The following is a 26,488-nucleotide window of genomic DNA, read 5'->3' on the forward strand; positions in this document are numbered from 1 at the left end:
GCAATCGGGCTGATCTCAGATCAGCCCGATTTTGTTTGACCCACCATTAAAGACGCAAGGCAAAACGACCCTTGGCATCGGTGGGAAATGCCAAAGGGCCGCTTCGCGGGTGCCACGAGCCAATAGCCTCAGGACCGGAGGCCTAAGGGACTGGGGATTGGCCCGCACGGGGGGAGGCACCTTAGCTTCGCAGGAAAACGACCAGGGACCCGCCGAACTCCGCTCGGCCGAAACTCGCGCGAACGCGACACCAGCGCTGTTACCTAGGAAACAGCTCGGCAATGTTCATCCGCGGGCCGTCGCGTCGTTGATAATTGAAAGCGCCGTCGCCCCGTCAACCTGACGCGGCAAGGCATTGAAATTGCCTTGCTTACTGAGCGCCTCTTCCAACGTTTCCTGGAATGTGCCCCGGTCAACCTCGATGGTACCGAACTGGCGCAAATGATCCGTCACAAACTGCGTGTCCAGCAACGTGAAATCACCCGCAATCAATCGCGCGACAAGATGTATGAGCGCAATCTTCGAGGCGTCGCGCTCCGTCGAAAACATGCTTTCGCCGAAGAAGGCACTCCCCAGCGCCAAACCGTATAGCCCGCCAACCAGCTCATCATCGCGCCAAACACCGACTGTGTGGCAGTACCCCAGTTCAAAGAGTTCGCGATAAAGCGTGCGGATACGCGCATTGATCCACGTAGAGCGCCGCCCAGGCTTGGACGCTGCACACCCCGAAATAATGGCTTCGAAATTGTCGTCGATTCTAACGACAAACGGCGTGCCCCGCACCGTCCGGGCCAACCGCTTCGGAACATGCACCTCATCCAGGGGCAAAATCCCACGCTGTTGGGGCTCAATCCAATACAACGCCGGATCGGCCGCACTTTCGGCCATCGGAAAGATGCCGCAGCTGTAGGCCTTCAGCAAAACCTGCGGCGTAATCTCAATCATTATGTCGTCGTGTGAAGTCACCGTTGGGCGACCTCCTTTGGTTCTCAGCGACAACAGAACAACGTCATCGCTTTCAATCAAACCAAAAGATTAGGGCTTTCCGAGGAATTTTTCGAGCCAGTGAATGTCATAAAGCCCATTTGCGATATCTGGCTGTCGAATCAACTCGTTAAATAGCGGGATCGTGGTTTCGATGCCATCAATCACGAATTCCGACAAGGCGCGTTTGAGGCGCATCAGGCACTCGTTACGCGTCTTACCATGCACGATCAGCTTCCCAATCAAGCTGTCGTAGTAGGGTGGAATTCGGTAGCCTTGATAAACACCGGAATCGACGCGCACGCCCAGACCTCCTGGCGGATGCCAGTAGGTGATCTGACCTGGCGAGGGCCGGAAAGTACGCGGATTTTCCGCGTTGATCCGGCATTCGATGGCATGCCCGGCGAATGTGATGTCATCCTGCGTCAGGCTGAGCTGAGACCCGGAGGCCACGCGGATCTGCTCCAGAACGAGATCAATCCCGGTGATCGCTTCGGTAACCGGATGCTCGACCTGAAGCCGCGTATTCATCTCGATAAAATAGAACTCACCATCCTCGTAGAGGAATTCTACGGTCCCGGCGCCACGATATTTAAGCTCCCGCATGGCATTCGCCACGACATCGCCGATCCGCGCGCGCGCCGCTTCGTTGAGCGCGGGAGAAGGCGCCTCCTCCCAGACTTTCTGGTGGCGCCGTTGAAGCGAGCAATCGCGCTCACCCAAGTGGATAGCGTTGCCTTGTCCGTCACCGAAGACCTGGATCTCGATATGACGGGGCTTTGTCAGATACTTCTCGATGTAGACAGCATCATCGCCAAAGGCCGCCTTAGCCTCTGTCCGAGCTGTTGACAGGGACAGCGGAAGCTCAGCCGCGGTCATCGCAACCTTCATACCGCGTCCACCACCGCCGGCGGCAGCCTTCACCAGCACCGGGAAACCCATCGCCTCAGCGACCTTCATGGCTTCCGCTTCACTGGAGACACCGCCATCCGACCCCGGAACCACCGGAATTCCAAGCCGCTTCGCGGTCTCCTTGGCAGCGATCTTATCGCCCATGATCCTGATATGCTCAGACGTGGGTCCGATGAATGTGATGTTGTGTTCTTCGAGAATTTCAGCGAAACGCGCGTTCTCGGACAAGAACCCATAGCCGGGATGCACAGCATCTGCCCCGGTAATCTCACACGCGGCGAGCAGGCGGGGTATATTCAAATAGCTATCGGATGCCGGAGGCGGTCCAATACACACACTTTCGTCCGCCAGCTTCACGTGCATGGCGTCAGCATCGGCAGTCGAATGGACGGCGACAGTCGCGATCCCGAGTTCCTTGCAGGCTCTCTGGATCCGCAGGGCGATCTCACCGCGATTGGCGATTAATACTTTATCGAACATGGCTATGCACTCGCTGAAGGCTGCTCCGGCAGCTATTCGATGATGACGAGTGGCTCGCCGAATTCGACGGGCTGACCGTTTTCAAAGAGGATTGCAGCAACGGTTCCAGCTTTCGGTGCCGGAATCTGGTTCATCGTCTTCATCGCCTCGATAATGAGCAACGTATCACCCTGGGCAACACGCGTACCCACTTCGATGAATGACGGCGCACCGGGCTCAGATGCACGATAAGCCGTGCCCACCATCGGTGACTTAACCGCGCCAGGATGCTTGCTGGCATCAAGCCCCGGGCTATCTGCAGCTTCAGCTGGAGCAGCTGTCGGAACGCTTGCCATTGCAGGGGCCGCAGCAGCTACGAGACCCGACGTTACGTTAATCTGCCGCGCCACGCGCACACGCAGGCCGCTCTTTTCGATCTCGATCTCGCTAAGGCCCGTTTCGTTGAGCAATTCAGCGAGCTCGCGAATGAGCTGGCTCTCCGCGCTCGTCGTACCCTTTGCGTCCTTGGCGCTCATGCCAATCTGTCCCTTGCTCTGCGGCCGCTTTTCGGGCCGTCCCTTTCGTTTCATCGCTTTTGTGGTTTGCTTGTGAGCTGAACCATCGCCTCAAGCGCCAATTCGTAACCTTTGGCGCCCAAGCCGCAGATCACACCGGTTGAACCGAGCGATACATACGAATGATGGCGATAGGTTTCACGTTTGAAGATGTTAGAAAGATGAACCTCGATGACCGGCAGTTCAGCAGCCTGAAGCGCATCGAGAATGCCAATCGAGGTATGTGTGAAAGCGCCTGCATTGAGAATAATCCCGCGAGCGGCCTCACGTGCTTCTTGAATCCAGTCAATCAGTTCGCCTTCGTGGTTGGACTGGCGGAAAACAATTTCTGCGCCCAACTGTTTGGCGCGTGCAGACGCTAAGTCCCGCACGTCATCCAACGTATCGGTGCCATAAACGGAGGGCTCACGCCGCCCGAGCAAATTGAGGTTAGGTCCATTAAGGACGTAGATTGGCTTGGCCATATCCTATGTGCGCGAGAAGATAAGACCGATGGCTCCGGATCGGTAGTGCACCTGCCCCCGGAAGGTCCTTTCTATGAATACTGCGAAGGGGTCTAACAGTTTTCACCGGCAAACGAAAGTCTGGCCCTGCAACGGCAAGACTGCGTCGGGGAAAAGCCCAAAGAAAGAACCGCAGCAACGCTCCCGATGGAGTTATTGCCGCGGCTCCAACTGTGAATCGTCCCCCCTAGAAGAAAGGCCATCTTAGGGGGAACACAAGCATACCGTCACAAAAACGCAGATCAGCAAACTTTGCAGCCGCCGTTGTCACGCGTTTCCTTTACCAATTCAACAAGTTGTTCATACAGATTCTCTGGCGCACCTGCGATTGACTTGTCGGCAACGAGATAGTGAGGCGTTCCATTTATGCCCATCTTCTGAGCAAGATCGCGAACATTCTCGATTTCTTTGGTCACTTCAGGAGACTTCATGTCTTCTTTCAGTTTCGCAACATCAAGACCATGCTTCTCAGCGATCTTCAGCGCATGTTCGCCGTTCATGGTACCCTTCGCGGCCATAAGAGCGCGATGCATTTCCCAATACTTGCCTTGGGCTTTTGCCGCCAGGGCAACCCGTGAGGCTTCCAGAGATCCCTCAGACAGGATTGGAAGCTCCTTGAAAACAACCCGAACGTTCTTGTCGTTCTCGATCAGCTTCGCCAGCTGCGGAAAACCCCGTTTGCAAAAGCCGCAGTTGTAGTCGAAGAATTCGACCACAGTAACGTCAGCCTTTGGATCACCGATAGCCGGCGCATTTGCCCGCCGGAAGAGAGCCTCAGCATTGTCCGCGATCGCAGCCGTAAACTGCTCCGCCTGCATGGCTTCAAGCTTCGTCTCAAGAGCCGACTGGATTTCCAGGAACAACTCCGGATGAGCAAGCAGATATTCTTTGACGATAGCCTCGATGCCAGCGCGCTGCTCCGAAGAAAAGACCTTCGCCGCCTCAGACTGAGCGCCAGCCTTAGCTTCAGCCGCGCCCGCATCTTTTGTCTGGGCAGTCGCTGCCGGCTCACCCGTCATCACGGCTAACGCCAAGCCGCCTGCAGCAGCAAGGGGAAGCGCTAAGGTCAGGCTTTTAATGCTGAGCAATCCGTTCAGCGCTTTATCCACGAAGTTGGTGGTCATGTGAGTTCCTTGATCGAGGACCGATAATGTCACGGCACAGGGGTGAAGTGGATCTAGACCAACGGCACCGCAGCGGTCTGGGTTTAAGCTGGCGGCTTGTACGTCAGAATGTCGTCGTTCTGTATCCATTCTGGCGAGCCCGGCTTCAACTGGCTTTGCGCCCGCTTCGCGAAGATTTGAGCTTGCTGCAGGTTTCCTTCAAGGAAATATGCCTGCGCCGTCATCGCATCCGCCTGCGGCCGCCTACCTTGATTGTAATACGCCGTCGCAAGCAAGCGATAGGCGCGGGGATTCTTGTCCTCTACGAGGGATTTGCGCAGCAGGCTCACAGATTCCGCGAGGCCACTCTTGTCTCCGGCATTCTGGATTGCCGCCGCTAACTGGACCCGGATAAGACTTGAACCATTCGTCAACTGCAGCGCTTTACGCAGGTGCGGGATCGCCTCGCGAGACTTACCCGACCGCATCAGCAGATCGCCCTTTACCTCGTGGAAATAGGGATTGTTTGGCCGCTCGCGAACAAGTCCATCGATTTCCGTAAGAGCGCCCTCGAGACCTCCTGGACCGCCGCGGAAAAAGCGGGCCAAGCCCCGCGCATAGCGCGCCGGCAGACTTTTGTCCGTCACCGGATAGCGGTTAAACACTGCGGCTGGAGGATCGAGATAGCCCGCCAACTTGGCGCGCATGAGGTCGTGGCGAAGTTGGAGCTCCGCCGTATCCGACTGGCTGTAATACTTGCTACCAGTTACCAAACGCCGCAGCTGATTGAGACGATCCGTCGCCACGGGGTGGCTCCGAACGAAGGGGTCCTTGTGCGTGTCGGAAATGTATTCCTGCTGAGCAAAGCGCTCGAACGTCTCCAACATGCCGCGACCGGATTGCTGCGTAGCATTGAGGTACGACAACCCGGCTTGGTCTGCAGCCGACTCCTGCGATCGGCGCTCTGACAAGAGCGAGCGCATGACCATATCACTGCCGCCGTAGAGAACCCCCGTACCAGCACCGGTTACGTTACTGTCTCCGGAAACACCGCCGGCCACCATGATGCCGATGCCAAGGATCTGCATAAGCAAAGCCCGCGTCTGATCCTTAGCGATACGAGCGCGGAGAGCCGCCATATGGCCACCAGCAATATGACCCGCTTCGTGTGCGATAACACCGATAACCTGGTTGGGCGTATCCGCCTGCATAAGCGTGCCAGTATGGATGAACACGTTACGGCCATCGATAACAAACGCGTTGAACGAATCGCTTTTGACGATGCGCATTTGCACCCGCCCGGTTCCCAGGCCTGCAGCCTTGAAGATTGGGCGTGCGTAGTCATTGAGAAGATCTTCAATTTCGGTATCGCGAATGAGCGGCAAGCCCTGCGCCATCGTCGGCGCAACGTTGGCGCCAAGCACGACTGCAGCCAAGCTCACAACGCGCGCAATCCTACCCGCTGCTCCGCGCCCCAAGACCGTCCCTGCCAACGTTTTGAAAGCAAGGTCCGAAGCTGCTCTAAGGCCCATAAACTCGTCCCCCTTGACCCGGATTCGAACGTCGTTGCGACGGCTTATACCATGATAGATTGGGCTGGCATGCGTTCGTCACACCGATTATAGCTGCGCCCGGTCCCTGCTGGCGACACTGACCGAATTCACCAGCTTCGAGAGGATTATGATCGTTCGATAGACGAGGTTGAATGGTTATTCCCCGAGGACCCAAACCACATAGACCGATCAGCACGCGATAATGGGGCATGATCAAGGCACGGCAATCAATCAACAAGGTAGTGAGCATAAGCCTTCCTGCAAGTTTTTCTGGAAAGACCAATGAGCGGTGACGACCTGAAATCGGCCTCTAACGTGCGGCCCATGCCCGCGAGTACCGTTCGCGACGCCATCCCTGGACGGCTGGCGGCTGCGAGGCGTAGTGAGATCGATAGTTTCATCGTCATGGACGTTATGCGCGCTGCGGCTGCAAAAGAGGCCGCCGGCGAGCGCGTCATTCACATGGAGGTCGGGCAGCCCGCAACCCCAGCCCCCAAAGCAGCGCGTGAAGCGTTGCGTCAGGCCCTCGATGACAACAGTCTCGGCTATACGCTGGCACTCGGAATGGAGCCCTTGCGCGCACGCATTGCGCAGCACTATCAGGACACATACGGCGTCGACGTCCCCGCAGAACGGATCATCGTGACAACAGGCTCCTCGGCCGGCTTTATCTTAGCCTTCCTAGCCCTTTTCGATCATGGCGACACGGTCGCGTTGCCGTCACCAGGCTACCCCTGCTACCGCCAGATCCTGCGGGCCTTGGGTCAACAGCCGGTCATGATCGAAACCGGGCCGAATACGCGTTGGATGCCGACGCCCGAAGCCGTTGAAGCCGCACATTCCGAAAAAGGGATACGCGGTCTGCTTATCGCTTCACCAGCCAATCCCACCGGCACGATGCTTGAGCCGGAGCGCCTCTCTGAGATCTGCGCGACCTGCCAACGCCTCGGCCTCTGGTTCATCTCCGACGAGATCTACCATGGGCTCACCTATGAAGCGCCCGCCGCAACGGCCCTGGCACACAATGACGATGCCATCGTCATCAATAGCTTCTCAAAATACTTCTCAATGACCGGCTGGCGCGTGGGATGGATGGTCGTCCCGGACCGCCTTGTCCGCACAATCGAACGCTTAGCGCAGAACCTTTACATCTCCGCCCCTGCCGCCTCCCAAATCGCCGCTTTAGGCGCCTTCGACGGTATGGAGGAACTCGAAGCCAACAAACGCGTCTATGCGGAGAACCGCGAACTTTTGCTGGCCGGCCTTCCCAAAGTTGGTTTTGATCGCATCGTTCCGGCTGACGGCGCGTTCTACCTGTACTGTGACGTCAGTCATCTGACGGACGATAGCCCTTCCTTCGCAGCCCGAATGTTGAACGATATCGGAGTAGCGGCCACGCCCGGACTGGATTTTGATACCGAAAGGGGTGCGCAATATCTGCGCTTCTCCTACGCAGGCGCAACCAGCGACATGGAAGAAGCCGTAAAACGGCTCACGAACTGGCGGCGCTAAGCAAGCAAACGCTAAGGCCGAAGTCCCTCACGAGGACTCCGGCCTTACCAATCTGGTCACCACAATCGGGAGCTACTGGCTGAGCGTCAGTCGCAGGCGAGATAACCCGTATAGGTAACGATGTTATTGCGCTCGTTGCTCTCATCAATGAGGTTGTAGGGATCAACAACAGCGAAAATGGTGATTCGAGTACGCCCTTGGGCGTCCTTCACGTTATCAACCGTCATGCCGGCAGCAACGCCGGTGAGTTTCTCGATCGCCGCCTGCGTTTCAGCGTTCCACTCACCCGTGGCCTTAAGCTTCTGGTTTTCTTGGAATGATTTCAGCGCACGCTTTGACCCGGCACCCCAATCGCCGTCCACCGAAACAACATAGCCGCGTGACTTGAGGAACGCCTGAATGTCTCGTGCGAGCTTTGCATCCTTTGCCGGATCGGCCGCCGAACTGCTGTCACCGTTCGGCAAGGCGTTGTAATTACGCCCCTTCTTGACCTTCCCAGCACCAAGCGTGAACTCGATAGCCCGCTGCTCTCGCGGCTCCATCTTCGTGCGCTTGGTGTCCTTCTCGATGAGGTCGATGTTTTCAGGAACATAGACCGCTACAAAACTGCGGAAGAGTTCGTTTGCACCACGCAGGTTGGCGTCACTGTCGCCTTCGTTGCGGATTACCAAACGCCCCGTCGCGAGCGGTTGGCCTTCTTCACAACCTACAAATTTAACCTCTGAATCCGACTTCTGAATTACAAGGTCGGGCGCTGCATGGGCGGCTTGCGCACCCAAGGTAACCGCTGCCAAAAGCCCGCCGCACGCAATAAATCTTCCTGCCATTTTTAACATTACAGTTCCCTCGAGAGCGGAAAAATTGTGCCCATACAGATACGCGCGAACATGCCAGAACCCTTGATCACATAGCAAGCTGCATCATAGAGCCGTGCAACACGTCAGATGTGGATATGTTGCAGTTGAGCCTCGGCCACACATCGGGTTGGTTCACCACGAGCAGGGGGCAAATAACGGGTCCAAACGCCACAACTGGGAACAAGATGCAATTCAGCCACGATCGTCTGATCTCCGCGGAAAGGTCCCAAAAATCTGAAATCTCACAGGGCAGACACAGCGACATCTGGCATCTGAAAAAAGACTCACATTCTCCGAAACGCGATCGAGAACCTAACCAACGGAAACGGCACATGGCAAAAAGAGCAAAGTCAGACATCCGCGTCGGTATCGGTGGTTGGACGTATGAACCTTGGCGTGGTGTTTTCTATCCCGACGGCCTGGCACAGAAGCGCGAACTCGAATATGCGAGCCGTCACCTGACGTCGATCGAGGTCAACGGCACCTACTATGGCTCGCTGAAACCGCCGACCTTCGCCAAATGGTATGACGAAACACCGGATGACTTCGTCTTCGCGCTGAAAGGCCCGCGCTTCACCACCAATAGGCGCGTGCTAGCCGAAGCTGGCGAATCCATTGAGCGGTTCTTCACCAGCGGTGTCATGGAATTGAAGGAGAAGCTCGGTCCCATCAACTGGCAATTCATGGGCACGAAGAAATTCGACCCGGATGACTTCGAAGCCTTCCTGCAGCTTTTGCCGAAAGACATCGGCGGGCATCCGATCCGTCACGCCGTCGAAGTGCGCCACGATAGCTTCAAAACACCAGAGTTCGTAGCCCTCGCCAAGAAATATGCCGTCGCCATCATCACTGCAGCCGATTCCAAGTACCCTCAGATCGCCGACAACACCGCACCGTTTGTCTACGCGCGGCTCATGGGATCGAGCGAAAAGGAAGCGACCGGCTATTCCAAGAAGGCCATTAATGCCTGGACGGAACGGGCACGCACCTGGGCCACAGGCCAAGTGCCTGACGGCCTGAGCACGGTCACATCCCAATCCGGAAAGACTGGCCGAACGAAAGCTCACGACGTCTTCGTCTACTTCATCAGCGGCTACAAAGAACGAAACCCAGCAGCGGCAATGGCCATGATCGAAAGGCTCAAAAAATTGGATGAGACTTAGCGAAACTGCGCTGCGTACGTCTCCGGCTTGAACCCAACGATCAAGGCGCCTCCGCCCACATCCAGAACGGGTCGTTTTATCATCGACGGCTGAGCAAGCATCAACGCGACAGCCTTCGCTTCATCGAGACTGGTTTTGTCGGCCTCCGGCAGCTTACGAAATGTCGTCCCAGACCGGTTTAAGAGGATTTCCCACCCAACTTTGCCGACCCATTTTTCCAGCATGCTCTTTTCAATGCCCTGCGTCTTGTAGTCATGAAAAGAGAATGCAACGTCATGCGCATCAAGCCAGGCCCGCGCTTTCTTCATCGTGTCGCAGTTCTTGATCCCGTATATCGTGACAGACTTCGCCATCAACGCCCTCCTCGCGCGATTGCACCAAATTCATCACGTCAGTGATGCCGCAGAAACCCTCGTCCCGATACACATCACGCGTTCATTCCACATCCATTTCCGCCCTACCCCAACAACGTGTCCGACCTTTGACACGCGGCCACGTATCGGTGATTACCAAGGACATCGCGGCAGCCAGCAACCGCTACGCTTGACGAAAGGATTTGACTTTTGACGATCGCCCTCAACGTGGCATTGATCCTGACGACCGCCGTAGCAATCACCATCCTCTTTTCCAAGCGATTGGTAGACAGTCCCACCTACCGGGCCACCGTCACCCCGCTTGCTTCCATTATTGGCTCGGGATTTCTCGTCTCCGTTCCTCTGCTGGCCAGCGTGTTGGGCAACTATGCGCTGTTCGGCATGACCGCGCTGATCGTTTTCGCATACTGCGTAGGAGGCGCAATCCGCTTCAATATTCTCCACGGTGAACCACTTTTCAGGACAGGTCCACGCAACGGAGCCGGATCACTTGCCTATCTCTCCGAACGTATCTCCCACGTCGTGCTCGCAGGAGCCTACTTTGTCTCCGTCGCCTACTACCTCTCCCTCCTCTCGATTTTCCTATTGAAAGGTGTGGGGATCGACGACCCGTTGATGGCGCGCAGCATGACGACACTCTTCCTCGCCTTCATTGGCGGCTTTGGATTTATCCGCGGCCTCCGGGGACTTGAAGGTCTGGAAGAATATGCGGTGGGGTTCAAGCTCGCGGTCATCGCAGCCATCCTCGCCGCCCTCGCCCTTCACAACATTCACCTTAGCACGACGGGCACCTGGCACCTCCGAGATCTGACAACGCACCTGGATAGTGAAGCGATCCGCATACTCTGCGGCTTTGTCATCGTCGTGCAGGGATTTGAAACATCCCGATTTTTAGCGGGCCAGTACCCCCCGGCCCTCCGTGTTCGCACGATGCGAAACGCGCAATTGATTTCCGGCGCGATCTATCTCGCATTCTTCGCGCTTGCGACCGTCATGTTTCAAAACCACTTTGCGAAGGGCGAGGTTGCAGCCATCATCGACATTGTCGGCAAACTGGCGTTCGTGCTACCGATCATGCTGACAGGGGCCGCGGTCGCATCGCAGTTTTCGGCATCCATCGCCGACGCGATCGGAGCTGCCGGTCTCCTTCACGCAACTCTCCCCGAACGTTTCCCGCTCAGTTATTACTATCCCGCGATCGCAACCGTGGCGATTGCCCTTGTCTGGAGCGGAAGCGTTTTCGAAATAATTGCGCACGCCTCGCGCGCTTTCGCGTTTTATTACTTTCTGCAGTGCGTCGTTGCGGGATTCGTGACCTTTGCGGCGCCAGATGTAACGCGTCGCCCAGCACGCTTGGTTTGGTTCGGAATTCTTGCGGCTATCTCACTCGCCGCTGCAATTTTCGGCATTCCAACTGAAGGCTAAGCCCCCAAAGCTGGCTGCGCTTTCAAGAACCGGAGCTCGAATCTCAAACTCCAGAATCTTTTCACGTCAATTCAGCGATATGAGCCAACTTGTCGGGATTGCGAGTGATATAGATCGCAGCGATCCGTCCATCCGCGATCTCGAATGCTGTGGTCTGCAGAAACTTACCATGCTCCCGACTAATGTAACCGGGTAATCCGTCAATCCAGACAGGCCGGATCAAAATCGCCGACTGCGATACATGTTTCCGATATAGCCCAGCAAACATGCGCAGAACACGGTCGATCCCAACGATTGGATTGCGGAATGCCAACACCTTACCCCCACCATCGGACCTGATGACGACATCGTGTGTCAGTAAGGCACGAAGTCCCTCAAGGTCGCCGTTCGTTGAAGCATGAAAGAAGGCCCGTGCAATACGGTCGCCATCCTCCCGCGCCACTTTAAAGCGTGGCCGGTCCTCCTGAACGTGACGCCGCGCCCGTACCGCAAGCTGGCGTATTGCGGAAGGCTCGCGGTTCAGGGTCTCCGCGATCTCGTCAAGCGGAACCCCAAACACGTCGTGCAATAGAAACGCCGCGCGCTCCAGCGGAGACAGCCGCTCCAACGCCAACATGAGCGTCAACGTCAACTCGTCAAACCGCATATCGTCATTCTCCGGCTCGACGATAGGGTCAGGAAGCCATGAACCGAAATAAGTTTCCCGCCGAGCCCGAGCTGATTTCATGACATCGAGACAAAGCCGCGTAACCGTCCGGTTGAGATAGGCCGCAGGTTCGCGCACATTCGTTCCATCCACACCCGCCCAACGAAGCCAAGCTTCTTGCACGATGTCTTCGGCCTCTGTCATCGACCCAAGCATGCGATAAGCGATGCGCAGCAGCCGCGGCCGCTGCGCTTCAAAAAGATCTGTACTCTTATCAGGCTGCGTCACGCGCATTATCCACGGGGTGAGCGACTCGGAATCCAACTTGAAGCCGGTTCCAGACATTAATGGCACCAATGGCAAGAGTCAGGTTCACTTGTTCAGCTTCGGTAAATGCCGCCTTCACCAGCTCATAGTCAGCATCGGGTGCATGTGTATCCGACAACCGCGTGAGTGCTTCAGTCCAGGCAAGCGCCGCCCGCTCGCGCGGCGTGTAAAGAGAAGACTCACGCCACGCATCAAGCATATACAGGCGCATCTCCGGTTCGCCATGCTTACGCATATCGGTGGTGTGCATGTGGATACAAAAAGCACAGCCATTGATCTGCGAAGCGCGCAATTTCACAAGTTCAAGCAGACTGTGTTCAAGCCCACACTCTCTCAGTGCAGTCTCGACGCCCACCATCGCCTTGATTACAGCGGGAGCGGCTTTATGTGGGTCGTTCAAACGCGGTGTCATGATCATCTCCAATCTTGGACGAGGGTTCTGCCCAGTTGACGACGCAGCACCAACGGAAGTGACATGATGCATCGCCTTTTTTGAAAGAGTCAGTCGCGATAAGGTGTCGTGAGCTCTTTTTCATCGGTGTCCACGATGAAGACGGCCAACAGCTTTGCAGGTTCAGTGGCGCTGGCATTGGAGCTAACATCGTGCCGATCTCCGGGATTCTCCGAGAAGCTCTCGCCAGCACGATAGGTCACAACAGGCCCGCCATTGACGGCACTGTTGATTGCGCCTTCAAGGACGGTTGCATAAATAAAGGCCGAACTTGCATGCGTATGACCAGGGCTGGAACCACCCGGGCCATATTCGACAAGAACCGCCTTGATGCTCTTGCCTGGAACATTGGGCAGAACGTGCTCGTAGACAACCGTAACGTTGGCTTTTTCGCCGTGAGCTTTGGCCGGAGCCACGAAAACCACCGCAAGAACCAAAGCAAACAAAAATCGATTCATAGCTACTTCTCTCACTCACCGATGGGTAAATCGCTGCGCTTCAACCTCAAAGACGAGGTCGGAGACCTCGGTGTGACATGAGCCGGCGATTTTTTTGAGATATCCCGCCTCTTCCGAACCTGTGTGCGGAAATAAGCTCAGCAAACGATGCGCACGTCTTGCGGTCGTTTATGAAAACGCTTGAGAAATTAGCGGCGCATCGCAATGCGATTGGCAAAGACCACCAAATAGCTCATCGCGTCTCGTACAAAACGCCACCGCACACCGAGTGATTCTTCCACAGGCATATGCGCGGAGATGTATGCGTTCTATCAGGGAACTGATCTAATCACGCCCGGCAAAAGATTGATCTGATTCGCACGAGCCAAAAATAACTCGTCGTTCCAGGAGCCGGGAAAAATGACGACAATCTCTTCACTTAACAACGCAGCGTTGTCGCTTTTTAAATCCACTCAGCCTGAGCGGATGACAAGCAGAAATACTGAGACAAACGAGCAAGTAAAAGTTGGGAGCGGGATGTCCACGTTACCCGGGGCCGCATATCAACAAGCGGCAGCCGCAGCTGGAAAATTCTCCGTCGAGACAGCGTCACCTTCCCGAAAGGTTATTGCCACCGGAGAAACGACACCTGATGTCGATCCAAATGAAACATCAGGCGAATAGCTCTCTGGTCAACCCACACAATAAATATGTTGGAGCGGCACAATAATATTGGCAAACTCCCCAAAAAATGAGGGAGAAAACATTTGCCGGCGGTGCAAAGTGCTCAAACTCACGACAGCGATGTTCTGTTGGTTACGGGCGGAAGCCGTGGCATCGGCGCCGCGATCGTGCGTGAAGCAGTCGCGCGGGGCTACGCTGTAGGCTTCAGCTACCAGTCGGATATAGCATCAGCGCGATCGTTGGTCGGCGAACTTGCCGCCGAAGGCGGGCGCCTCCAAGCCATTCAGGGCGATGTCGCCGACGCGAGCTTTACCTCTTCTTTTTTCGATGAAGCGTCAGCCCAATTCGGCCCTGTGACCGCCGTTGTAAACAACGCCGGAATGACCGGGCGGATTGGGGCCTTTAGCGAGGTCCCTGTCGACATCCTGCGTCGCACGATAGACGTGAACCTGCTTGGGACGATGTTCATGGCCCAAGAAGCCATCCGCAGATGGCAAGCTGCATCCATTCCCGGACGCCTCGTAAACATATCTTCGGTCGCGGCAACCCTCGGTTCTCCCGGAGAGTACGTCCACTACGCAGCCACGAAGGGCGCCGTGGACACGCTGACCATCGGCCTCGGCAAGGAAGTCGCCGCATCAGGCATCCGCGTGAATGCGGTTGCACCAGGGACAGCTTACACGGATATTCATGGCGCAGGCGGCGACCCTGATCGTCCAAAGCGCATTGTTACGCGCGTCCCTATCGGGCGCATCGCCCAACCCGAAGAAATCGCAAAAACCGTGCTCTGGCTTCTCTCAGACGAAGCCTCGTATGTGACGGCAACCGTCCTCCGCGTTGGCGGTGGAGTGTAATCGGAACCGAAACAGCTCTAACTTTCCAAGTCTCGCGCGGCTTACGCAGCTATCTGACATTCTGCCTTGTGAAAGGCGTATTCGAGACCTATACGCGCGCTCCCCGGTCAACAAAACCGGCGTGAGCACAACGGTTGGAGTTCCTGAACTCCGCCCGCGCAGGCGGCCTTGCCAGCCCTGTGTACGGAGCCACGACGGGGAGATCGGTTGGGGTTTTAGCTCAGCGGTAGAGCACCGGACATTTGTCCGGAGGTCGTGGGTTCGACTCCCGCAAACTTCACCACTGGATAGCTCAGATGGGTAGAGCATCAGACTGATAATCTGACCGTCGAAGGTTCGAATCCTTCTCCACTGCTGGCCTCAAAAACCAGCTCCACCCTTCCAAGGTGTTGTCCAAACGGGGCCGGGGACCGGAATGCGGAAGGACTGAAAACAACGCTCGTACCTTCGGGCACGAACGAAGCGGAAGGTCCCATGCCGTTTATGCGCCGCCTGATTTCAGGTGACGGCTAAGACGCGTTTGCGCCAGCACGCGGGCTTTGGTCCGTAGGTCCGTGCAACCGCCGCGATGCCCGCTCCCTGCGATCCGCTGCGCGTAGATGCCAGCGGTCCCCGGCTTCATGACCGGCATCGAAAATACCTGTCCCGCGCCATGCGGGACAAAGGCTCAAACAACGAAAGGACGATCGACGCATGCCATAGCCATGCCATGCCCGACAGGAGTAACGAACATGCTGATGAAGATTCTCGACGAACTTATGGGCCGCATGCGCTTTCGGGTGCAGGAAAACCAACGTGCCATCGTCTTCCAGAACGGCAAGCTGTTGAGCATTGCCGGACCGGGCGAGCATGTCCTACCGAACTGGCGCAAGAGCCTGGAGGTCGTACCTTACGACATCATCACTGGTGCGGTGTTCAAATCTCCGTACGAGAAGCCCTTGTTCGACAAGCTCCCGGACGTGGCAGCTAAGCACCTGAGCGTCTTTCGCACGGGCTGTACCGAAGTTGCTGTCATCGAACGCGACGGTCGTCCCTTCGACGTTCTTCCGCCAGATAGCAAATTGACCGTATGGGCCGACGCCGGTCCGTGGAGCGCGACGCACATCGACATCTCCACGGACTTGCGCATCGATCCCGACCTCCTGCGGCGACTAGTGCTTGCCGGCAAGATGAACATCATCACCGGCGCCACGGTGGCCGAAGGTCATGCCGGATTGCTCTTCATCGACGGCGTCTACGTCGAGACGTTGGAACCTGGCGTCTACGGCTTCTGGAAGGCAGGACGGACAGCAACGGTGAAGCAAATCGACCTGAAGCGGCAGTCGGTCGACGTCACCGGCCAAGAGGTACTGACGAAGGATCGCGTGACGATCCGCATCAACCTCGCGGCGGAATACCGTGTGACCGATCCGGTTCTCGCTGTCTCAGCGGTAAAGGACTTTTCGGACAGCCTCTACCGCGCCTTGCAGTTCGCCTTCCGCAAGACCCTTGGCGCACTGAGCCTCGACCAAATCCTTGAGAAGAAGGTAACCATCGACGAGGAGGCCGCCGGCAAGGTGAAGGCAGACATGGCTGCAATCGGCGTTGAGGTCTTGGATATCGCGCTGAAGGACGTCGTATTGCCGGGCGAAATGCGCGAGATCCTGAACCAGGTCGTCGCGGCTGAAAAGCAGGCCGAAGCCAACGTGATCCGTCGGCGTGAAGAAACGAACGCAACCCGCTCGCTTCTGAACACCGCAAAGGTCATGGCCGAAAACCCGGTCATGCTGCGCTTGAAGGAGCTGGAGGCTCTGGAGGCAATTGCCGACAGGGTCGAACGCCTGACGATCCACAACGGCACCGGCGGTTTGATGAACGACATCGTCAAGCTGCGAGACGAATAAAGAGCGGGCCATCCCTTTGGATGGCCCCTCCGCACCCCGCACTCACCCAAGAAACTCACCGATTTCCGCCGCGATTTCTATTGCATGCGTTTCCAATGCGAAGTGACCGGTCTCGAAAAAGGTCACCCGCGCATCTGGGATATCCCGCTTAAAAGCTTCAGCCCCAGGCGGAAGGAAGAAAGGATCCTTTCGCCCCCACACCGCGAGAAAGCGCGGCTTGTGGGTACGAAAATACTCCTGAAACATCGGGTAAAGCGCGACGTTGTTCTTGTAATCACCGAACAGGTCAAGCTGTACCGTACCGGCTCCGGGGCGGCTGATATAATAGTCGTCGAGCGTGTAGCCATCCGGGGAAACCTCCGTCTCATCCGGGACCCCGTGAACATATTGCCAGCGCGTCGTTTCCAGCGTCAGCAGTGCCCGAAGCGCGTCGCGATTAGCCTGCGACGCATCCTCCCAATAGGCGCGTATGGGATTCCATCCCTCACTCAGTCCCTCGACATACGCATTGCCATTCTGGGAGATGATGGCAGTGATCCGTTCGGGATGGCGAACCGCAAGGCGGAAACCAGTGGGAGCGCCGTAATCGAACACGTAGACAGCGAAGCGATCGAACCCGACGATTTCAGTGAAGCGCTCGATCGTATCCGCGATGGAATCAAAGCTATTCACCTTTGGATTGTCTGACTGCCCAAAGCCGGGCAGATCCGGAGCAATGATGTGATAGCGGTCGGCCAGCAGCGGGATCAGGTCTCGGAACATGTGGCTTGAGCTCGGAAAGCCGTGCAACAGCAAGAGTTTCTCCGCTCCAGCCGAGCCAGCTTCCCGATAAAAAACCTTCACACCGTCAACGTCGGTGCTGCGATAATGAATACTGCTCATTTGTCGTTCTCCTAGGTCACTGCCCCTCACGGGCATAATTCACTCACCAAGCCGCGCCTTCAGTTCGGCGTTCTCCGTTTCGAGCATCATGAGACGCTCACGCAGAGGCTCGATCGCCGTCGTGATCTCGGCTTCGGTGAAACGTGGGGTGATGTGCTGCGCGCAGTTCCAGTCGAAAGCTTCAAGGTGAAGTCGAAAGAGTCGTTCAGGCTTCGCCCGATAAGCCGGATCGAGAACCTCTTCGGTAAGGGCGAGATCGTCTGCGAGACCGAGCACCTCAGTGCGTGCGTAAATTTTGAGACGCGCCCGGCGCGCATAGTCCACAAGGATCAGCGCAGCGCGATCATCCGCCTTGAGGTTGCCGAGACTGATGTACTGCCGGTTCCCCCGGTAATCCGCGAACGCCAGCGTCTTTTCGTCGATGACCTTCAGGAACCCCGCCGCCCCGCCACGATGCTGGACGTAGGGCCAGCCGGTTTCCGATACCGTAGCCATGTAGAAGCTGTCGCGCTGCGCGATGAAAGCAACTTCGTTCGGAGTGAACCGGTCGAATGTACGGTGCCCGCGAAAATCCTGCCAAAGGTGGTCGCTTCCCATCTCAGCCTGGGCAGCACGAACGCTCGGCGTAATAGCAATGTCGAGAAATCCGTAGACCATAGCGGCTGCCTCTCTTGCTCGTGACTGGGCTCTGAAGACCGGCAACGACATGATGAGAGCTTCTCAAATATGAGAGAATACGTTATATTTGAGATATACTATTTCAAATATTGAGAGAAAAAATGGATCGCTTCGAAGCGATGTCTATCTTCGTGACGACTGTCGAAACTGGAAGCCTCACGGGCACCGGCCGCAAATTGAATATGCCGCTGCCGACCGTCAGCCGGAAGCTCGCCGAGTTGGAAGATCACCTTGGGGTTCGTCTCCTGACCCGCACGACACGCAAACTGACGCTGACGGACTCCGGTACCGACTACTACCAGTCCTGCAAACAAATCCTGGACGAGGTCAACGATGCGGAAAGGAAAGCATCAGGCGAACAAACTGCACCGCGGGGGGAACTCGTCCTCACCGCACCAATCGTATTCGGTCGCCTTCATGTCTTGCCGGTAGTGAATGCGTTTCTCGCAACCTATCCCGACATCAACATCCGCATGTGGCTGTCAGATCGAAACGTTCATTTGCTTGAGAACGATATCGACTTGGCTGTGCGCATCGGCACGCTTGCTGACAGTTCGATGATCGCCAAACGCGTTGGAGCTGTCCGCTATGTCGTTTGCGGCAGCCCCGCCTATTTCGAGACATATGGGCGGCCAAGAACCCCCGCCGATCTCACCGACATACCCTGCGTCACCTTCGATACGCTCAGAGCCTCAGATGCATGGACGTTCGGCGGTCGCGCAAAGGGCCGCCAGCGTAGTATTCGTGTTCAGTCTCGTCTTTCGGTCAATACGGCGGAGGCAGCGCTAGACGCTGCCATCGCCGGCGTTGGCGTCACTCGCGTCCTGTCATATCAGGCTGAACATGCGGTGAAGGAAGGCAAATTACGCGTAGCCTTGGCCGCGTTCGAATCCGAACCTCTGCCCGTCTACCTACTCCATCAAGGCCAAGGTGCCCTGCCCGTTAAAATGCGCAGCTTTCTTGATTTCGCCGGACGGCAGCTTCGTCATCGCCTGGAAAAAATCTCGCTGTAACCTCTATTGCAGGCCCACCGGCCCTAGAGGGATCATCTCGCTATCAGTCCCTCGCCTGCGATCCCTCATCTGGCGCTGGCCTCCGGAAGGCGAGCCGCATCTGCTTTTCGGTTTCGATGAGCATGAAGAACACAACGCCGACAGCGACGGTCAGCATGCCATCTTGCAATGATACCGACTGCGTACCGAAAGCCGCTTGGAACACAGGTAAGTAGGTGATCGCAAACTGCGCGACCGTTACGGTAATGACGCAACCCCAGACAATCGGCGTGCCGCGTACGGCGGCCCACGTAAGTGACGTGCTATAGATATTCCTGATAAAGAACAGATGGAAAATCTCCAGCACGACAAGCGTATTCATCGCCATCGTCTGCGCCAGCGCCGGAGGATAGGACCGACTGGTCGCGTAAGCATAGATACCGAAGACCGCGACCAGGAAAAGCATCGAAATCAATATGATATGCCAAATCAGCCCGCCCGTGAGAAGCGGCTCATCGCGCGGTCGAGGTGGACGGCGCATGGTACCGGACTCACTCGGCTCGAAGGCAAGCGCCAATCCCAAAGTGACGGCCGTGATAAGGTTGATCCAGAGTATCTGCACCGCCGTAATGGGAAGCGCCAACCCGGCAAATAACGCCACGATGATCGTCATCGCCTCACCCCCACTGGTGGGGAGCGTCCAGCTGATGACCTTTTTAATGTTGTCGTAGACCGTCCGGCCTTCACGCACCGCCGCTACGATTGAAGCAAAATTGTCGTCAGCCAAAACCAGTTCGGCGGCCTCTTTTGCGGCTTCGCTACCCTTGCGCCCCATCGCGATGCCCGCATCCGCGCGCTTGAGCGCCGGAGCATCGTTCACCCCATCACCGGTCATGGCGACTGTCAGCCCACGCGATTGCAGCGCGGTCACCAGTCGCAGCTTGTGCCTCGGAGATGTGCGGGCAAAGACATCGGTTGAGACAGCCACTTCAGCAAGAACGGCATCGTCCATTGTCTCAATGTCCGAACCGGTCAAGACGTTCTCGGCGTTCTTGAGCCCGATCTGGGCTGCGATCGCACGCGCGGTGGCGGCATGGTCGCCTGTGATCATTTTCACGCGAATACCTGCGCCATGGCACGCGGCCACAGCCTCGACGGCCTCGGCACGGGGCGGATCAATCAGCCCGATCAGACCGATCAACGTCATCTGACCGTCGAGATCCGATGTGTTGAGAACCGTGTGGTCCTGAGCCACCTCGCGCACAGCGACCGCGATCACGCGCTGACCTTCTGCGGCGAGCCTTTCCACCATGTCATGCCAGTAGCCCGGGGTAAGCGGGGCGATACCGTTATCAAGAGCCCGTTGGTTCGTACACATCGCCAACACAGCCTCAGGGGCTCCCTTAACGTAAATGCTGGCATGGCCTTCGTGATCGTGATGGAGCACGGCCATGTAGCGATGCGCCGCATCGAAGGGAATAGCATCCGTACGTATCCAGCCGCGAAAGGGTTCGGCACCATCACCGGTAATCTTCCCCGCGAGCACCAACAGGGCACCTTCCATCGGATCACCCTCGACCCGCCATCCGTCCTGCACATTGTGGAGCATCGCGTCGTTGCACAGCGCGGCGGCGCGCGCGAATTCCATCAAGACCACATGTTCCGGAGGATGGACCTCGGCCTCACGCAAGCGCACCGCGCCCTTAGGCGCGTATCCCTCGCCGGCAACCGAATAGACGTGTCCGGACGCAGCAAGCGCGGCAACCATCATTTCGTTGCGGGTGAGCGTACCGGTCTTGTCCGAGCAAATCACCGATACCGACCCCAACGTCTCGATGGCTGGCAAGCGGCGAACAATCGCGTTCCGGCGCGCCATAGCCTGCACACCAACCGATAGGGTGACGGTCAGCACAGCAGGCAGCCCTTCGGGAATTGCCGCAACCGATAATCCCACCACAGCCATGAAAAGCTCTGAAAATGGGAGGTGGCCGACAAAATAGCCATAAACCAAAAGGGTGGAAGCAATCAGCAGGATGAAGATCGTGAGCCAGCGGGCGAAAATATCCATCTGATGCACGAGCGGTGTGGTCAGCATCTCCACGGTAGAGAGCATCCCACTTATCCGACCGATCTGCGTTGATCCCCCTGTCGCAACGACAAGCCCGCGCGCAGTACCAGCGGTCACGAGCGTACCGCTAAAAAGCATTGAACTGCGGTCACCCAACGCGGCCTCAGGCAAAACCGGCTCCGTTGTCTTTTCTACGGGAACAGATTCACCGGTAAGAATAGCCTCGTCCACATTAAGCCCACGGGCTTCGATCAGCCGTAGATCCGCCGGCACGCGATCGCCCGCTTCGACCAGAACAATGTCGCCTGGCACCAGTTGATCGGCGTCCTCACTGCATCGCCGACCGTCCCTCAACACGGCCGATCGCGGCGCCAGCATTCCCCGGATCGCCTCCATTGCCTGCTCGGCGCGTCCCTCCTGAATGAAGCCGATCACCGCATTCACCAGCACCACCGCCAGGATGACGCCTGTATCCACCCAATGCTGCAAGGCCGCGGTAACGACAGCCGACGCAACCAACACATAAATCAGAATGTTGTTGAACTGGCTTAGGAAGCGCACCAAGGCGCTACGCTTCGGCGGCTCCGGCAAGCGGTTGTACCCGTATTGCTCCAGGCGGCGCTCAGCCTCTTGTGCACTCAGGCCTTCAGCCGACACCCCCATAGCGGCCAGAGCATCGGCGACGGAAATTGCATGGTAAGGGGTTCGCTGTTTATCCGTTGTCATCGTGTCTGGTTTTCCCTCAGCCCTGAAACCAACTCACGAGAACTTGCAGTCCTCAGCTATGAACCAGCTCTCGATATTCCGCAGACCGACATCGTAAATTTCCACGTTTCTTGTGGCCAGACCTGAGCGATCAGGTCTTGGCCTAAAGCCAGCGACGATACTTGAAATAGACGTAGGGCAGGATCGCTGAGAACACCATCAATGCGAGTGCCGTCGGATATCCGTAAGCCTCATCAAGCTCGGGCATGAATTTGAAATTCATACCATAAATAGAAGCGATGAGCGTTGGCGGCAGAAACACGACCGCAGCGACCGAGAAAATCTTGATGATGGCATTCTGCTCGATGTTGATCATGCCGAGCGTGGCATCGAGCAGGAACGTGATCTTCTGCGAAAGAAAACTCGCATGGTCTGCGAGCGAACGTAAATCACGCGCGAGGGTCTTCACCCGCTCGCGTGTCTCCTTGCCGCTTTTTCGCTGAATCGTGCAGTGCCCGAGAAAGCCGAACAGGCGTTCAAGCGTAACAAGACTGTCACGTATCTTCGAGGTTAAGTCCCCCTTTTGACCGATGGTCTCAAGCGTCTTCTGAAAATCTTTGCTCTTGGTCGGCCTGGCGCCTTTGCGCTGGAAGATATCACGCGAAATGGCATCGATATCGCGACCATCCCGCTCTAAAATGTCAGCGAGGCGATCGACGATTGCTTCGAGAAGAGCGATCAGTACGCCCTCGCCCGTTTCACATCCCATCGGAACCTTTTCGGCGCGCATGGGGAATGTCGTAAAGGCTCGCGGCTCGTGATACCGAATGGTCACCAGCCGGGTCTCCGTCAGAACGAACGTCACAGGCTGCATATCCGGATCATCGCCATCCGCGCGTGCAGGGAGAATTGCTGTCATGAACGCCGCGCCATTCTCATGATAGAGGCGCGAAGAAATTTCGATCTCCTCCATCTCTTCCTTGGTGGGCAGATCGATGCCAAGGCTCTTTTCGAGTTCTTTTTCCTCCTCATGCGTAGGACTAATGAGATCAACCCAGACCAAATTTCTCGGAAGCGTTGACACCTCCTCAACCGCTCTCAAGCGGCCGCCCTCATTCAAAAAGCCCCGGATCATCAACGCCTCCTGGTTTCATCGACTCCCGGTCGGGAAATCCGCTTACGTTCCAATCGTTCCTGCGGGTCGGAAATCAATGCCCCATTACCTCGACGCCGTCACTCACTCCAGCCTGACCATATCCGCTGGCAGATCACTCCCACTCAATCGTGCCCGGTGGCTTTGAGGTGATGTCGTAGACGACGCGGTTGATGCCGTTGACCTCGTTGATGATGCGGGTCGCTGTACGTCCAAGAAAATCATGGCTGAAATCGAAATAATCAGCCGTCATGCCATCCGTTGATGTGACGGCACGCAACGCACAGACGTGATCGTAGGTGCGCGCATCCCCCATAACACCCACCGTTCGCACGGGCAGCAGAACAGCAAACGCCTGCCAGATGCGGTCATACAAACCAGCCTTGCGAATCTCTTCCAAATAGATGCTGTCGGCATGACGTAGAATGTCGAGCTTCTCCGACGTCACCTCACCTGGAATTCGGATCGCCAAGCCCGGACCGGGGAACGGATGTCGGCCAATGAACGCTTCCGGCAACCCCAGCTCGCGCCCAAGCACGCGCACCTCATCCTTGAAGAGTTCGCGGAGCGGCTCGACCAGTTTCAAATTCATTCGCTCTGGAAGCCCACCCACGTTGTGGTGAGACTTGATTGTTACCGATGGCCCGCCGGTGAACGACACGCTTTCGATAACGTCGGGATAAAGCGTACCCTGCGCCAGAAAATCCGCACCGCCGAGCTTGCGGGCTTCCTCTTCGAATACATCGATGAACAAACGGCCGATGGTTTTGCGCTTTTGTTCCGGATCTGAAACACCATCGAGTGCGGAAAGGAACGTCTCGCGCGCGTCCACGTGAACGAGTGGGATATTGTACGTGCCTCGGAACAGGCTCACGACTTCGTCCGCCTCTCCGGACCGCAAAAGCCCGTGATCGACGAAAATGCAGGTGAGCTGGTCGCCGATCGCCTCATGGATCAACACAGAAGCCACGGCGGAGTCGACACCGCCTGAAAGTCCCGAGATCACTCGCGCGGAACCGACCTGCGCGCGGATCTTTTCGATCTCGCTCGACCTGAAGTGCGCCATCGTCCAGTCACCGGCTAAACCGGCAATCCTGTGCACGAAATTGGAGATCAGTTCGGCACCACGCGGCGTGTGCACCACTTCGGGGTGAAATTGCACCGCGTAGAACTTGCGCGCTTCGTCCGCGATCGCCGCAAACGGCGCTCCATGAGATACAGCGGTTACCTTGAAGCCATCAGGCAAACGTGTGACGCGATCACCGTGGCTCATCCAAACTTGATCTGTGTCACCCTTCGCCCAGACGCCCTCGAACAACGCGCACGCGTCAGTGACCTCGATCTCGGCACGACCGAACTCGCGGGTGTGTCCCCCTTCAACGCCGCCACCGAGTTGCGCCACCATCGTCTGCTCACCATAGCAGATGCCGAGCACAGGAAGACCGCACGTCCAAACCCAATCTGGCGCCCGAGGCGTTCCGGTTTCCGTGACACTCGAAGGTCCGCCTGAAAGAATGATCGCCTTCGGCGTAAGCCGCTCCAGAGCGTCCTCCGCCCGATTGAACGGTACGATCTCCGAATAAACACCCGCTTCACGCACACGTCGTGCGATAAGCTGAGTGACCTGGCTGCCGAAATCGATGATGAGAACGGTATTTGTCATGGAGCACTATGTAAGCAAGAAGTGTCGGGAAAAACGGAGGCGCAAAACGGCGAAACCGCCTGCTTTAGCGCTCGATAGACCATTGCACTCAAGAAGCGTCAAGCAATGCTTTCGCAACCTGCGCGATCCCGCCACAGCTCAGGTATTGGACTGCAGAAGCGCGAGATTGAACGCAGCCACGTAGACAATCCATCCAGCATACAGTCCAAACAGGACGGAAGCAGACTTCCGCAACCCCCAGGACACAAAGATGAAGGCCGCAACGGCGAACAAAAGCGCAAAGATGACATCCATGGCGCTATCGATGCGGTGTCGCTCAAAAAGAACGTAAGGCCACGCCACATTGAGGCCCAACTGCACGAGCCAGAGAAGCAGCGCAAGGCCAAGCCCCTGCGCGCGCCACACGATCCACCCAGCCACCGCGATGACCACATACCAGACGAGCCAGATTGCCGCCAAGACATCGAGAGAAGGTGCCCAATCCGGCTTCACGAGTTGACCATACCAATCCGTCGGCCAGGTTCCGGAATATAGTCCGGTTACAAACGTCGTATTAAAGCCAAGCGCGACAACCGCAGTGATGGCGAGAAAAACGAACAATGAACTCCGGCGTCGCACTGCTGTTCCCCCCAAGCGAAATCCCAGCCATCTCGCGCGAGCTCACTCCGAGCATTTACCCGTTTTCCCGGCGGTACGCGCCAGCTGGGTCAAGACCGTATCGATATGGTCGTATATCCAGAAATGACCGGCCCCTTCAATCCGCTCAACCGAGCAATCGGGGAGTTGTGCACCGAGCCATAATGCAGCTTCCACCGGCACGATCCGATCATCCGTGCCCTGCCAGATGAAGGTGGGTGCATGAATCGCGCCGAAATCCACACCCCAGGGCCGCGCAAAAATATCTAAGTCTGCCAATCCGCCGGCAACGCCTTGCCGCAAGGCTTCGCGCGTCATCTTGATAAGACTCGCCTCGACATGGGGTTGGCTCAACGTCGCCGTATCCGTTGGGTTGAGCAGACGGGCGAAGAGACGTGCGGAAAGCTTGGGCGAAATATTGAAACCACGCGCAGCGACAGCCGCAACGGCGCGAAGCGCTCTCCGCCGTTTCGGCAGCTCCATGAAAAACCTACGCTTAGCGCGGGAGGCATGCACACCGGCGTCGCCCTCCTCCTCACCCAGCGCCGCGTACATATCAGCAATCGGCCCCATCGGACTGACAAGAGCCAATGCTGTTATCCGATGCGCCAAACGGGCAGCGAGAGCCACCGCATAAGGCGCCCCCCCCGAAACCGCGCAAACGGCCATTCGATCAAGCCCTAGGTGATGAGCGATCGCTTCAAGCTGCTCGGCCCGCTGCGCCAGCGTCGGCCGATGATCTACCGGCGAGAGGCCGTATCCCGGCCGATCGGGGCAAATAAGTTGAAGCCCCCGCGCGCGGGCAGCCGGGCCAGCAACCTCGAACATCAAACGCGAAGCAGGTGCGCCGTGGATCGCAAGCACAGGGATCCCGGAAGGATCGCCATAGCGCGTCAGTCCAAAAACGCGCCCGTCATCCAATTGCAGCCGCTGCGGATTGAGATCCTCTGGCTCACGTAACCGCTCCACAACCCCTCCGCCCAAATACAAATGACGGCATTGGCCCCAG

The 26,488-nt window shown here is 57.1% G+C and carries 25 protein-coding genes and 2 tRNA genes; 9 read left to right on the forward strand and 18 right to left on the reverse strand.

Annotated features, from left to right (window positions below; genetic code table 11):
• Positions 1-285 precede the first annotated feature (285 nt).
• The 6 genes from aat to BLS30_RS07880 all read right to left on the reverse strand — a co-directional run bounded on the left by aat (position 286) and on the right by BLS30_RS07880 (position 6,068).
• Positions 286-966: a leucyl/phenylalanyl-tRNA--protein transferase gene (aat, locus tag BLS30_RS07855; protein WP_046479727.1), complete on the reverse strand. Its 681-nt coding sequence runs from the start codon at positions 964-966 to the stop codon at positions 286-288.
• A gap of 69 nt (positions 967-1,035) precedes the next feature.
• The gene (accC, locus tag BLS30_RS07860) at positions 1,036-2,376 is read right to left on the reverse strand and encodes an acetyl-CoA carboxylase biotin carboxylase subunit (protein ID WP_046475184.1); all 1,341 of its coding nucleotides are present in this window, start codon (positions 2,374-2,376) and stop codon (positions 1,036-1,038) included.
• Between the two features lie 32 nt (positions 2,377-2,408).
• Positions 2,409-2,891: an acetyl-CoA carboxylase biotin carboxyl carrier protein gene (accB, locus tag BLS30_RS07865; RefSeq protein ID WP_046479726.1), complete on the reverse strand. Its 483-nt coding sequence runs from the start codon at positions 2,889-2,891 to the stop codon at positions 2,409-2,411.
• 50 nt (positions 2,892-2,941) lie between these two features.
• A complete protein-coding gene (aroQ, locus tag BLS30_RS07870) occupies positions 2,942-3,394 on the reverse strand; it encodes a type II 3-dehydroquinate dehydratase (protein ID WP_046475182.1) in 453 nt (150 codons plus the stop codon).
• A 281-nt stretch (positions 3,395-3,675) separates the two neighbouring features.
• Positions 3,676-4,557, reverse strand: coding sequence for a DsbA family protein (locus BLS30_RS07875; protein ID WP_170832433.1), 882 nt, complete (start codon positions 4,555-4,557; stop codon positions 3,676-3,678).
• An 83-nt stretch (positions 4,558-4,640) separates the two neighbouring features.
• Positions 4,641-6,068 carry a M48 family metalloprotease gene (locus BLS30_RS07880; RefSeq protein ID WP_082100896.1) on the reverse strand — a complete coding sequence of 476 codons (1,428 nt, stop codon included), beginning with the start codon at positions 6,066-6,068 and terminating at the stop codon, positions 4,641-4,643.
• Positions 6,069-6,413: 345 nt separating this feature from the next.
• On the opposite strand from BLS30_RS07880, the gene BLS30_RS07885 reads away from it, so the two are divergent.
• Positions 6,414-7,601, forward strand: a complete 1,188-nt coding sequence (locus BLS30_RS07885) for a pyridoxal phosphate-dependent aminotransferase (protein WP_046479719.1) — start codon at positions 6,414-6,416, stop codon at positions 7,599-7,601.
• An 86-nt stretch (positions 7,602-7,687) separates the two neighbouring features.
• Here the strand turns inward: BLS30_RS07885 and BLS30_RS07890 are convergent, their stop codons facing one another.
• Positions 7,688-8,428 carry a peptidoglycan-binding domain-containing protein gene (locus tag BLS30_RS07890; RefSeq protein ID WP_160298671.1) on the reverse strand — a complete coding sequence of 247 codons (741 nt, stop codon included), beginning with the start codon at positions 8,426-8,428 and terminating at the stop codon, positions 7,688-7,690.
• Positions 8,429-8,790: 362 nt separating this feature from the next.
• Between BLS30_RS07890 and BLS30_RS07895 the strand changes: the two genes are divergently transcribed.
• A complete protein-coding gene (locus BLS30_RS07895) occupies positions 8,791-9,621 on the forward strand; it encodes a DUF72 domain-containing protein (RefSeq protein WP_090227889.1) in 831 nt (276 codons plus the stop codon).
• Here BLS30_RS07895 and BLS30_RS07900 read toward each other — a convergent pair.
• Positions 9,618-9,974, reverse strand: a complete 357-nt coding sequence (locus BLS30_RS07900; protein ID WP_090227892.1) for an ArsC family reductase — start codon at positions 9,972-9,974, stop codon at positions 9,618-9,620. The two genes, BLS30_RS07895 and BLS30_RS07900, sit on opposite strands and share 4 nt — an antisense overlap.
• A gap of 210 nt (positions 9,975-10,184) precedes the next feature.
• Here BLS30_RS07900 and BLS30_RS07905 point away from each other — a divergent pair, with 210 nt between their 5' ends.
• Positions 10,185-11,420: a hypothetical protein gene (locus BLS30_RS07905; RefSeq protein ID WP_090227895.1), complete on the forward strand. Its 1,236-nt coding sequence runs from the start codon at positions 10,185-10,187 to the stop codon at positions 11,418-11,420.
• Positions 11,421-11,481: 61 nt separating this feature from the next.
• On the opposite strand, the gene BLS30_RS07910 is transcribed toward BLS30_RS07905, so the two are convergent.
• The 3 genes from BLS30_RS07910 to BLS30_RS07920 all read right to left on the reverse strand — a co-directional run bounded on the left by BLS30_RS07910 (position 11,482) and on the right by BLS30_RS07920 (position 13,302).
• Positions 11,482-12,360, reverse strand: coding sequence for a sigma-70 family RNA polymerase sigma factor (locus BLS30_RS07910; RefSeq protein WP_046475174.1), 879 nt, complete (start codon positions 12,358-12,360; stop codon positions 11,482-11,484).
• Positions 12,341-12,805 carry a carboxymuconolactone decarboxylase family protein gene (locus BLS30_RS07915; protein ID WP_090227898.1) on the reverse strand — a complete coding sequence of 155 codons (465 nt, stop codon included), beginning with the start codon at positions 12,803-12,805 and terminating at the stop codon, positions 12,341-12,343. The genes BLS30_RS07910 and BLS30_RS07915 overlap by 20 nt, the downstream gene beginning before the upstream one ends.
• Positions 12,806-12,894: 89 nt before the next feature.
• A complete protein-coding gene (locus BLS30_RS07920; protein ID WP_046475169.1) occupies positions 12,895-13,302 on the reverse strand; it encodes a cupin domain-containing protein in 408 nt (135 codons plus the stop codon).
• 399 nt (positions 13,303-13,701) lie between these two features.
• Here BLS30_RS07920 and BLS30_RS17975 point away from each other — a divergent pair, with 399 nt between their 5' ends.
• From BLS30_RS17975 to BLS30_RS07940, 5 genes are all read left to right on the forward strand, one after another.
• Positions 13,702-13,965: a hypothetical protein gene (locus BLS30_RS17975; protein ID WP_139165306.1), complete on the forward strand. Its 264-nt coding sequence runs from the start codon at positions 13,702-13,704 to the stop codon at positions 13,963-13,965.
• A 92-nt stretch (positions 13,966-14,057) separates the two neighbouring features.
• Entirely contained in the window at positions 14,058-14,819 is a 762-nt protein-coding gene (locus BLS30_RS07925) for an SDR family oxidoreductase (protein ID WP_090228545.1), read from the forward strand.
• Positions 14,820-15,028: 209 nt separating this feature from the next.
• Positions 15,029-15,102 (forward strand) — tRNA-OTHER (locus tag BLS30_RS07930).
• Positions 15,101-15,175, forward strand: a tRNA-Ile gene (locus BLS30_RS07935). Before BLS30_RS07930 ends, BLS30_RS07935 begins: the two co-directional genes overlap by 2 nt.
• A gap of 381 nt (positions 15,176-15,556) precedes the next feature.
• Positions 15,557-16,702 (forward strand): slipin family protein, encoded by a 1,146-nt coding sequence (locus BLS30_RS07940; RefSeq protein WP_090227901.1) that lies wholly within the window; start codon positions 15,557-15,559, stop codon positions 16,700-16,702.
• Between the two features lie 42 nt (positions 16,703-16,744).
• Here BLS30_RS07940 and BLS30_RS07945 read toward each other — a convergent pair whose 3' ends face one another.
• Complete coding sequence (locus BLS30_RS07945) at positions 16,745-17,584, reverse strand: alpha/beta fold hydrolase (RefSeq protein ID WP_090227904.1); 840 nt, start codon at positions 17,582-17,584, stop codon at positions 16,745-16,747.
• 39 nt (positions 17,585-17,623) lie between these two features.
• Positions 17,624-18,241 carry a pyridoxamine 5'-phosphate oxidase family protein gene (locus BLS30_RS07950; protein ID WP_090227908.1) on the reverse strand — a complete coding sequence of 206 codons (618 nt, stop codon included), beginning with the start codon at positions 18,239-18,241 and terminating at the stop codon, positions 17,624-17,626.
• A 122-nt stretch (positions 18,242-18,363) separates the two neighbouring features.
• Between BLS30_RS07950 and BLS30_RS07955 the strand changes: the two genes are divergently transcribed.
• Positions 18,364-19,275 carry a LysR family transcriptional regulator gene (locus BLS30_RS07955; protein ID WP_090227911.1) on the forward strand — a complete coding sequence of 304 codons (912 nt, stop codon included), beginning with the start codon at positions 18,364-18,366 and terminating at the stop codon, positions 19,273-19,275.
• Positions 19,276-19,318: 43 nt separating this feature from the next.
• Here BLS30_RS07955 and BLS30_RS07960 read toward each other — a convergent pair whose 3' ends face one another.
• The 5 genes from BLS30_RS07960 to BLS30_RS07980 form a co-directional block, all read right to left on the reverse strand.
• Entirely contained in the window at positions 19,319-22,048 is a 2,730-nt protein-coding gene (locus BLS30_RS07960; protein ID WP_090227914.1) for a cation-transporting P-type ATPase, read from the reverse strand.
• Positions 22,049-22,190: 142 nt separating this feature from the next.
• The gene (gene corA, locus BLS30_RS07965) at positions 22,191-23,162 is read right to left on the reverse strand and encodes a magnesium/cobalt transporter CorA (RefSeq protein WP_090227916.1); all 972 of its coding nucleotides are present in this window, start codon (positions 23,160-23,162) and stop codon (positions 22,191-22,193) included.
• A 133-nt stretch (positions 23,163-23,295) separates the two neighbouring features.
• Positions 23,296-24,843, reverse strand: a complete 1,548-nt coding sequence (guaA, locus tag BLS30_RS07970; RefSeq protein ID WP_046479706.1) for a glutamine-hydrolyzing GMP synthase — start codon at positions 24,841-24,843, stop codon at positions 23,296-23,298.
• A 138-nt stretch (positions 24,844-24,981) separates the two neighbouring features.
• Positions 24,982-25,461 carry a TspO/MBR family protein gene (locus BLS30_RS07975; protein WP_170832434.1) on the reverse strand — a complete coding sequence of 160 codons (480 nt, stop codon included), beginning with the start codon at positions 25,459-25,461 and terminating at the stop codon, positions 24,982-24,984.
• Between the two features lie 42 nt (positions 25,462-25,503).
• The gene (locus tag BLS30_RS07980) at positions 25,504-26,448 is read right to left on the reverse strand and encodes an alpha/beta fold hydrolase (protein ID WP_090227921.1); all 945 of its coding nucleotides are present in this window, start codon (positions 26,446-26,448) and stop codon (positions 25,504-25,506) included.
• Between the last annotated feature and the right edge of the window lie 40 nt (positions 26,449-26,488).

It is taken from the genome of Filomicrobium insigne, from assembly GCF_900104305.1.
GTDB lineage: Bacteria > Pseudomonadota > Alphaproteobacteria > Rhizobiales > Hyphomicrobiaceae > Filomicrobium > Filomicrobium insigne.

What these genes read in the sequence shown, in the direction of transcription:
- BLS30_RS07880 (WP_082100896.1), bottom strand. Translation starts at nt 6,068, where the DNA reads ATGGGCCTTAGAGCAGCTTCGGACCTTGCTTTCAAAACGTTGGCAGGG.
- accB (WP_046479726.1), bottom strand. Translation starts at nt 2,891, where the DNA reads ATGAGCGCCAAGGACGCAAAGGGTACGACGAGCGCGGAGAGCCAGCTC.
- BLS30_RS07920 (WP_046475169.1), bottom strand. Translation starts at nt 13,302, where the DNA reads ATGAATCGATTTTTGTTTGCTTTGGTTCTTGCGGTGGTTTTCGTGGCT.
- aroQ (WP_046475182.1), bottom strand. Translation starts at nt 3,394, where the DNA reads ATGGCCAAGCCAATCTACGTCCTTAATGGACCTAACCTCAATTTGCTC.
- corA (WP_090227916.1), bottom strand. Translation starts at nt 23,162, where the DNA reads ATGATCCGGGGCTTTTTGAATGAGGGCGGCCGCTTGAGAGCGGTTGAG.
- BLS30_RS07940 (WP_090227901.1), top strand. Translation starts at nt 15,557, where the DNA reads ATGAAGATTCTCGACGAACTTATGGGCCGCATGCGCTTTCGGGTGCAG.
- BLS30_RS07915 (WP_090227898.1), bottom strand. Translation starts at nt 12,805, where the DNA reads ATGACACCGCGTTTGAACGACCCACATAAAGCCGCTCCCGCTGTAATC.
- BLS30_RS07890 (WP_160298671.1), bottom strand. Translation starts at nt 8,428, where the DNA reads ATGGCAGGAAGATTTATTGCGTGCGGCGGGCTTTTGGCAGCGGTTACC.
- BLS30_RS07875 (WP_170832433.1), bottom strand. Translation starts at nt 4,557, where the DNA reads ATGACCACCAACTTCGTGGATAAAGCGCTGAACGGATTGCTCAGCATT.
- BLS30_RS07900 (WP_090227892.1), bottom strand. Translation starts at nt 9,974, where the DNA reads ATGGCGAAGTCTGTCACGATATACGGGATCAAGAACTGCGACACGATG.
- BLS30_RS07955 (WP_090227911.1), top strand. Translation starts at nt 18,364, where the DNA reads ATGGATCGCTTCGAAGCGATGTCTATCTTCGTGACGACTGTCGAAACT.
- BLS30_RS07960 (WP_090227914.1), bottom strand. Translation starts at nt 22,048, where the DNA reads ATGACAACGGATAAACAGCGAACCCCTTACCATGCAATTTCCGTCGCC.
- BLS30_RS07910 (WP_046475174.1), bottom strand. Translation starts at nt 12,360, where the DNA reads ATGCGCGTGACGCAGCCTGATAAGAGTACAGATCTTTTTGAAGCGCAG.
- BLS30_RS07895 (WP_090227889.1), top strand. Translation starts at nt 8,791, where the DNA reads ATGGCAAAAAGAGCAAAGTCAGACATCCGCGTCGGTATCGGTGGTTGG.
- accC (WP_046475184.1), bottom strand. Translation starts at nt 2,376, where the DNA reads ATGTTCGATAAAGTATTAATCGCCAATCGCGGTGAGATCGCCCTGCGG.
- BLS30_RS17975 (WP_139165306.1), top strand. Translation starts at nt 13,702, where the DNA reads ATGACGACAATCTCTTCACTTAACAACGCAGCGTTGTCGCTTTTTAAA.
- BLS30_RS07885 (WP_046479719.1), top strand. Translation starts at nt 6,414, where the DNA reads ATGCCCGCGAGTACCGTTCGCGACGCCATCCCTGGACGGCTGGCGGCT.
- BLS30_RS07945 (WP_090227904.1), bottom strand. Translation starts at nt 17,584, where the DNA reads ATGAGCAGTATTCATTATCGCAGCACCGACGTTGACGGTGTGAAGGTT.
- guaA (WP_046479706.1), bottom strand. Translation starts at nt 24,843, where the DNA reads ATGACAAATACCGTTCTCATCATCGATTTCGGCAGCCAGGTCACTCAG.
- BLS30_RS07950 (WP_090227908.1), bottom strand. Translation starts at nt 18,241, where the DNA reads ATGGTCTACGGATTTCTCGACATTGCTATTACGCCGAGCGTTCGTGCT.